Genomic DNA, 8,230 nt, shown 5'->3' with positions numbered 1-8,230 from the left:
GTTCCGTTGCGGCTGGTTGCTTGCGTTTGCAGTAAGTGGCACCGGCATTGGCCGGCAGGGCGAAGGCAAGATCGTCATAGTCGTCGCCTGTGTCGGGGCCTGGCAGCGCCGCGCCGCCGCCGAGGCTGGCTCTCGCTGCGCGGAGATACCCTGTGATTTCGGCGAGCACGGCCTCTGGGTCGTCGAGCTGAAGATCGACCGGCTCGCGCGGGTAGAGCAGAGACGCGCTGATCGCGACGTCCTCTCCGAGGAGCGCCTTCACGGCGAAAGCGTAGAGGCAGCGCTGAAGCTCGCGACCGCCATTCAGCCGGATGTCGCCTCGCGGCGGGCGGCCGGTCTTGTAGTCGCGCACAAGCGCACGTTTCCCGTCGCCGGAAATGTCGAGGCGGTCGATATAGCCGGCGACGTTGAACCCCGTATCGGGAATTGTGACCGGGACGCTTGCGTCCCAGGGCGTCTCGGCCTCCGACTTCGGTTCGGACCCGCCGAACGGTACCTCGCCATAGGAGCGGGCGTCGAGCAGACGATCGTCACCATAGGTGAGGGCTCGCCCTGCCAGGAGCCGAGCGTCCTCGAGGGTGCGTCCCCAGATGACGGTAGGCGGGACCGGGCGTTCGCTCTCCCAATCGGCCGCGACAATTTCCGCTGCTCGGTCCACCGCGGCTTCGATCGCAGCGGCGTCGGCGGTCATCAGTCCGCCCGCGCCCTCCAGATCGCGCAAGGCGCGGTCGAGCACCATGTGGATCAGATCGCCGACGCCGAGCGCGTCGAGCACTAGGGGCTCGGCGCTACTTTGCGGCGCTTTCCATCCGAACGCATACCGCCACACGAAGCCCATCGGGCTGCGGAGCAAAGTCTTCAGCGAACTTGCCGATTGGGTTCGCGCGAGGATCGCAAGAATGAGCGGATGATCGGCTCTGACGAGACCGTCATGGGCCGTGATCTCCGCGCGCCGCCAATCGCGCCAGCACGTTTGCGCGCTGATCGCTTGCGGGTGGCCGGCAAACTCCTGCGGCCGGGCCATGAGGCGGTCGGTTTCGCTGAAGGCATGTCCAGGCACGGCATTGCGACGGAGATACGTCTCCTCACCATGCCCGGCCAGCAGCGGACTGCGTCCCAGAAGGCGCCCATCGCTGTCGCGCCGGGCGCGTGAGAGAACGACTTGGCCAGACGTGGTGGCCAGGATCGTCTCGAAGTCGCGGCGATCGGCGAGGTTCACCGGCAGCGGATCGAGTTCAGCCGTCGGGATAATATGGTCCGGGATCAATCGATCCTCGGCGATTCCTCGCGGCCAGCGTGACGAGTTGAGGCCGATCAGGCGCACGAAGCGGCGGGGTGAGGCCGCGAGCGCGCTGGCTGGCATCCAGGCGACGGACACACAGGCCTCCAGCCCGTCATCCTGCTTCAAGGTTTCGAGGGTCGCGTCGATGGAGGCAGCAGGCCCTGCAAGCAGCGCCTTGCGCCAGATGGCGAGTGCCCGGCCCTTGAGGAAGGCATCGCCAATTTCGGATGCTGCCTCCTGCCCCTTCGCGAGCAGCTCGGCCACTGCGCGCAGGCCAGGGGCGTGATCGGCGCCATCGGGCCAGTCCTCGGGCTTCAGCCGGGCCAGCAGACGGCTCCAGGCGCTGGACGTCGACAAGGGGGCATCGGTGGGCAGGACGCGCAACCAACCTTCGGGCAGAGCTTCGAACGGCGCAGAATCCCGGCACAGCGCCGCAAGTCGACGGAGGCGCGACTGCGAAAGGCCGCGAACGACGATGTCCGCCAACGCTGCGGCCGCCTGTCCTTCGCGGGTGGTGACGGTCCTCACGCCGTGGATGAAGTGCAGGTCGATATTCGCGTCGGCGCGCAGGGCCAGGAAGTGATCGTCGTACTCCGGGGGCGACGCAGTGGCGATGGCGATCTCCGAAGCCGCCACTCCCGAAGCGAGCAGCGACCGCACCCAGCGCATGGCCTCGATGGCTTCGTGATAGGCCGTTGCCGCGCTGATGGGGCTGAGCGCCGGCGATTCGGCAGCTCCGCGTGAGATGCCGACGCCGGTGTCCGCGAGCCAGGTGGGGACGGTTCGCGGCCCGGCCATCCACTGCACGGGGATATGCGCGGCAAGTCCCTTCAGCAGCGGCCGCCAGCATGGCGACAACTCGGTCAGGCCAACGATCTCCATCGACCCGAGGACGGTCGGCGCATGGGCGAGACGGCTGCTGGCGGCGGCAGCTATATCGACTGGACGCATCATGCCGAGCGGAAGCTGATCGAGGACGGAAGCTTCGAGCCTGGCAATGGCATCGAGTCGCGGGTGATTCGGCGCACGCGCGGCGAGGTCGATGCCCGCGCGCCAAGCCTTGTGCAGCGTATCGGCGGCCGCGTCGATCATGCCGGGAAGCGTCTTAATGCTTTCCAGCTCTCCCATCGGCGTCGCGGGCAGCGCTACCTGGATCGCGGCCCGCAGGCTCTCATCGTCGATCGGCCGGGCGAAGCCCCCTGCGAGCCGCACCGCGGCTTGCTCGAAAGACATGATCTGGAGGCCGTGACGGCCGCTGCGAGCTGCCGCGAGACGACCTTCCCTCATGGCGAGACGACCATGAACGACAAGAGTGGATCGGCTCGCTGCGGTCATCACCATTCTCCTTCCCGGGGTTACTTCTTGTTCGGGCGCTGGGTCAGCGCCGACGCTGCCGCGCTCTTTGCTGCTCTTGGGGTCCCGCAGAACCTTTGAGGCTGCGGTCGCCGCCTTCTTGCTGGTCACTTCACGGTTCGGAATACGCTTCGGCATTGCCTTTCCTCGCGAATTCGCTCTCGCCACCATTGACGGGCGCGCTTGATGGGAATAATAGTTATACGGATCGCATCGATATGTCCATATACTTTTTATCCGTATCGACGACAAAAATGGGGTGACGATGTCGGAAGCTGCAGCGGTGCTGAAGTGGGGCGTGGAACGGCGGCTCGAGTTCATCGAGTTCCGCCTGTTCTGGGAGGGCGGAGTCAATCGCTCCGACATCATCCAGATGTTCGACGTGTCGGTTCCGCAGGCATCGAAAGACCTGACGCACTACCAGGAACGCGCGCCGCAAAATGCGATCTATGACAAGAGCGCGAAGCGTTATGTCGCCAGCCCGCAGTTTTCGCCGATTTTCCTCAAACCCGATCCTGACAGCTATCTCTCCCGCTTGCGGTCGCTAGCCGAAGGCCTGGCCGATCCCGGCGAGTCCTGGATTGCCCATCCCCCTGAGACCGACATCGCCTTGACGCCTCACCGCGCGGTGGATTCAGGTGTGTTGAAAGCGATCCTCAGTGCTGTCCGCGAGAATCGCTCGATCGAAGTTCATTACCAATCGATGAGCAGTCGGCGTACCGATCCAACATGGCGCCGAATGACTCCGCACGCCTTCGGGTATGACGGCTTTCGTTGGCACGCTCGCGCCTATTGTCACATCGATGACAAGTTCAAGGACTTCTTGCTGCCGCGCATACTCGGTGTGCGCAATATGGACGCCCCCGGCCCAGGCGGCGATCAAGACACCTTATGGAAAAAGACTTTTGACATTGAGATCGGGCCTCATCCGCGTTTGACTGCGAGCCAGTGTGCTGTGGTGGCTAAGGACTATGGCATGACAAACGGGCGCGCCGTTCTGACGGTTCGCTATGCGATGCTATTTTATGTGCTCAAACGCTTGGGTCTCTTGGGGGATGCGAGCCTGCAAAATCCCCGTACCCAGCATATTGTAGCGCTGAATGCCGATGAGACTGACCGGGCGCTAAGGCGCGCCGAATTCGATTTTGGGGAAGTCGCGCAAGCTCCGAAAGTCGGCGGGAGCGCTTGATGGAGGGGGTTACAGGGCAACCATACCTTATGTCTTTCGGGACGGGGGGGCTCTTCATAAACGAGAGCGCTGCTGTCGCTCGTTTGCATACGCCCGATGAAAGCTGGGATGCGACGGCTGCAAGGGCCCGGCAGAGTGGCGCTTTCCCGGTGCGAAAGGCGAACTCGGCGCAGCGTTCGATTCGTGAGATCGTCAACCGGCTCAAAAGGCTTTCAGATGATGAGCTAGCGCTCTTTGTCGACGGAGAGCGGAGCGAGCAGGCAGCGCTGCTTTGGCTTGCTAGCTGCCGCGCCTACCGATTTATCGGCGAATTCGCGGTGGAGGTGCTGAACGAGAGGTTTCTTTCGCTCCGCACCACTCTCAGCTACGACGACTTCGATACCTTCTTAGCGGCTAAGGCGGAATGGTCGCCGAAGCTGGCAGGCCTGTCGAACTCGACCAGAGCCAAGCTGCGCGCCGTTCTCTTTCGCCTCATGCGGGAGGGCGAGATTCTGTCTCCGGATGATCGGATTCTCGGCGCGATGCTGTCGGCGCGTGTGCTGACCACAATAGGGGCCGGGCATCCGGACGAACTTCGGTTCTTCCCGGGCGCCGAGCGGCAGCGGGGGAGGAATTGATGATGCCGCGAACGGAAAAGGCCGAGGCTCCGAAAGACCGGTTCGATCGCCTGCTCAAGGTGATCGCGAGTCAGCGCTTTCTGAGCAAGCAGGGTCTGGGCAACGAAGTGCCATTCTTTATCTGCCCCTATCCAGCGGATGAGTCTGTCGCCATGGAGGCGATGAGAGCGAGTCTCGTTAATCAGTTGGAAAGCCGAGGGGTACGGGCGTTCGAGATCAACTTGTACGATCTTAGCATTACGCTGCTGCGCGAAAGGGGGATCTGGGATGAGGTTCTCGCGGCCGAGCCCGGCATCAGTAAGGACGAGCTCAAGGAGCTCCTGCAGGGGGTTCTCGATCCCGAAACTCACTTGGTTCCTGAAATCGGCGCGCGCCTTTCAGACCAGGAATTCGACGTCCTGTTCCTGTCGGGGGTAGGTGAGGTTTTTCCCTACGTTCGGTCGCACAATGTGCTCAACAATCTTCAAAGCACTGCGAAGGAAAAGCCGACGGTGATGTTCTTTCCGGGGACCTACACACATGGTCTAGCAACGGGCGCATCGCTCGATCTATTCGGTATTTTGCATGACGACAAATATTACCGTGCATTCAATATAATGCACTACGAGATCTGAGGGCGGGCATGACCAAACTTCGCGATATTTTCGAAAGGCCTGTCGATCGCGCGATCGAGGGAGTTATCAAGGCTGATGATGAAGCCAGCCTGCGAGTCGAGCTCGAGGAATATGTCATCACCAACGAGATCGAGCGCCAGCTCGAGAAATTCCTTGACGCCTACAACAACTACGAGACGGCCAACGGCGTCTGGATCTCGGGCTTTTTCGGGTCGGGCAAGTCGCATCTGCTGAAGATGCTGGCGCTCCTCCTGGAGAATCGGGACGTCGGAGGAACGCCTGCCTATGAGTTGTTCAAGCAGAAGTGCGCCGACAACGAGATTTTGGCGGCCGATCTGCGCAAGGCGGTCTTGGTCCCCTCGAAGAGCATTCTGTTCAACATCGACCAGAAGGCCGATGTGATTTCCAAGGAGCAGATCGACGCCCTGCTTTCGGTGTTCCAAAAAGTCTTCGACGAGATGTGCGGCTATTATGGAAAGCAGCCGCACATCGCCCAATTCGAGCGCGATCTGGACAGTCGCGGAGTTCTTGAGGAATTCCGGACGGCCTACCAGGCCATCTCCGGCAAGGCTTGGGAGCGCGGACGCGAACAGGCATTGCTGGAAAGCGCGAACGTCGCCAAGGCCTATGCGCAGGCGACTAGCGCCGATCCGTCAGAGGGCCAGGGAATCCTTATGCGTTATCGGCAGGATTTTCGGTCGTCGATCGAGGATTTTGCCGACAAGGTGAAGGCCTACATCGATGCACAGGAGCCCAAGTTCAGGCTCAATTTCTTCGTCGATGAGGTCGGCCAGTACATCGCCGACAACGTCAAGCTCATGACGAATCTTCAGACGATTGCGGAAAGCCTCAACACGAAGTGCCGCGGTCGGGCCTGGATCATCGTGACGGCGCAGCAGGACATGGGCGCGGTCATCGGCGATATGAACCACCGGCAGGAGAACGACTTCTCCAAGATCCAGGCGCGCTTCGCGAACCGCATGCCGCTCAACAGCGCTGATGTGGCGGAGGTAATCCAGAAGCGGCTTCTGAAAAAGACTGAAACCGGCATCTCGGACCTATCGGACCTGTACCATCGCGAGGCCAACAATCTGAAGACACTGTTCGATTTCTCGGACGGCTCCATCCGCTTGGAAAACTTCAGGGACCGCGATCATTTCATCCATAGCTATCCGTTTGTTCCTTACCAATATCCTCTGTTCCAGCTAGCGATCCAGAACCTGTCGCAGCACAACGCCTTCGAGGGTAAGCATAGCTCGGTCGGCGAGCGCTCGATGCTGGGCGTCTTCCAGGAGGTGGCGGTCAGGCTCGCGGACATTCCGGTCGGCGGGATCGCGACCTTCGACCAAATGTTCGAAGGCATCCGGACAGCGCTCAAATCGAATGTCCAGCAATCGATTCTGATCGCCGAGAAAAACCTCGGCGACGAGTTCGCGACTCGGGTTCTGAAGGCGCTGTTCCTCGTCAAATACGTCAAAGCCTTCAAGCCGACGGCGCGCAATATCTCGATCCTGATGCTCGATCGGTTCGATATCGACCTAACCAAGCACAAGCGAAACGTGGAGGAGGCGCTAAGCCTGCTGGAGCAGAACACCTATATCCAGCGCAACGGCGATCTGTTCGAATTCTTGACCGACGAGGAAAAGGACGTCGAGCAGGAGATTAAGGCGATCGAGGTCGATACCGCCGAGATCGCCAAGGAACTGGAAATCCTGATCTTCGACGGAGTCATCAAAAGCCGGAAGCTCCGACACGAAGCCTCGTCCCAGGAATATTCCTTCGCGCGTTATCTCGATGATCGGCCGCTGGGCCGCGACTACGAACTCGCGATCAATGTCGTCACACCGTTCCACGAGCAGAGCGGGAACGCCGAGGCCATAGCCATGCGCACTATGTCGCGCGACGAGCTTGCCATCGCCCTGAATGCCGACGCCCGCTTCGTCACCGACCTGATGACGTTCAAGCGCACGGACAAATATGTCCGCCAGGCCCGCGCGGTGGCGCAACAGCCGACCATCGAGCGGATCATCCGCGAAAAGGGCGAGCAGAACAGCAGTCGCCAGCGCGATCTCACTCTGCGCGCCCGATCGCTGCTGGCGGACGCGCGCCTGTTCGTGCGTGGCGAGGAGATCGAGGTCCGGTCGGAGGACCCGCAGGTCAGGATCGAGCGCGCGTTCCAGACCCTCGTCGACAAGGTCCATATCAATCTCGGGATGCTGCGCGGCGTCGCCTATTCCGAGAATGAGATCGGGAAGTTCCTGGCGCAGGGCAACGACGGCATGTTCGGGGGCGACGACGCCAACCTGACCGAGGCCGAGCAGGAGATACTGAACTACGCCCAGGCCAATGCCCGCACCGGCATTCGCACGACGGTGAAGGCCATCCTCGAGCGGTTCGAGCGCAAGCCCTACGGCTGGTCCTACGCGGCGATTCTTTGCACGACCGCCAGCCTGATCGGGCGCGGCAAGATCGAAGCGCGCCAGGACGGCGGTCCGCTGGAGAGTGAGGCCCTGCAACGCGGACTTCAGAACTCCCATGCGCACGGCAACATCGTGCTGGAGCTGCAGGTAGAGTTCACGCCTGCGCAGACGCGCAAGCTCAAGGAATTCTACGGCGAGTTCTTCGACACGCAGCCGGACGGGTCGGAGGGCAAGGCGCTGGGGCTTGAAACGGCTGAGGCCTTTGCCGCGCTCAAGAACGAGATCGCTGTGCTGGAGGCGCAATCGTCGCGCTATCCGTTCCTCTCCGCCCTGACGCAGGTGCAGGAGGCGGTGCGCGAAGTCACCGGCAAGCCCTACGCCTGGTACCTGCAGGAGCTCGGCCGCCATGAGGATAGTCTGCTGGATCTGAAGGAGAGCATCCTCGATCCGGTCCGCCGCTTCATGGGCGGGTCGCAGAAGAAAATCTACGATGAAGCGCGCACCTACCTCTCCGACCAGGGCGCCAATTTCGGCTATGGCGGCGACGATAAGGCAGGCGCCATCCGCGCGATTCTGGACGATTCGAACTGCCTCAAGGGCAACGCCATTCAGCAGATGAGGGGCACGCTCGATTCTCTGAAGGCCGAGGTCGACGCACGGATCGTAGCGGAACGCAAGGCGGCGCTTTCGGAGGTGGAGGCGCTGCGGGAGAAGCTGCGGGCGCTCCCCGAATATTCCGTCCTGGCTGATCCCGA

At 61.8% G+C, this 8,230-nt stretch carries 5 protein-coding genes; 4 read left to right on the top strand and 1 reads right to left on the bottom strand.

Annotated features, from left to right (window positions below; all coding sequences use genetic code 11):
- A partial coding sequence (locus JHD07_RS09750) for a PD-(D/E)XK nuclease family protein (RefSeq protein ID WP_291621455.1) occupies positions 1–2,617 on the bottom strand: 2,617 nt, incomplete at its 3' end.
- 283 nt (positions 2,618–2,900) lie between these two features.
- Here JHD07_RS09750 and JHD07_RS09745 point away from each other — a divergent pair.
- From JHD07_RS09745 to brxC, 4 genes are all read left to right on the top strand, one after another.
- Positions 2,901–3,824 carry a WYL domain-containing protein gene (locus JHD07_RS09745; protein ID WP_291621449.1) on the top strand — a complete coding sequence of 308 codons (924 nt, stop codon included), beginning with the start codon at positions 2,901–2,903 and terminating at the stop codon, positions 3,822–3,824.
- Positions 3,824–4,441: a DUF1819 family protein gene (locus tag JHD07_RS09740; protein ID WP_366864196.1), complete on the top strand. Its 618-nt coding sequence runs from the start codon at positions 3,824–3,826 to the stop codon at positions 4,439–4,441. The genes JHD07_RS09745 and JHD07_RS09740 overlap by 1 nt, the downstream gene beginning before the upstream one ends.
- Positions 4,441–5,055 (top strand): DUF1788 domain-containing protein, encoded by a 615-nt coding sequence (locus JHD07_RS09735; protein ID WP_291621445.1) that lies wholly within the window; start codon positions 4,441–4,443, stop codon positions 5,053–5,055. The genes JHD07_RS09740 and JHD07_RS09735 overlap by 1 nt, the downstream gene beginning before the upstream one ends.
- Before the next feature lie 8 nt (positions 5,056–5,063).
- A partial coding sequence (gene brxC / locus JHD07_RS09730; RefSeq protein WP_291621443.1) for a BREX system P-loop protein BrxC occupies positions 5,064–8,230 on the top strand: 3,167 nt, incomplete at its 3' end.

This window comes from Bradyrhizobium sp. (assembly GCF_016462955.1).
In the GTDB taxonomy this organism is placed as follows: domain Bacteria; phylum Pseudomonadota; class Alphaproteobacteria; order Rhizobiales; family Xanthobacteraceae; genus Bradyrhizobium.
This window is presented reverse-complemented; position numbering and strand designations above follow the sequence as displayed.

Bases quoted from the DNA above. Each gene is read 5' to 3' on its own strand.
- JHD07_RS09740 (WP_366864196.1), top strand. From the start codon at position 3,824: ATGGAGGGGGTTACAGGGCAACCATACCTTATGTCTTTCGGGACGGGG.
- JHD07_RS09735 (WP_291621445.1), top strand. From the start codon at position 4,441: ATGATGCCGCGAACGGAAAAGGCCGAGGCTCCGAAAGACCGGTTCGAT.
- JHD07_RS09745 (WP_291621449.1), top strand. From the start codon at position 2,901: ATGTCGGAAGCTGCAGCGGTGCTGAAGTGGGGCGTGGAACGGCGGCTC.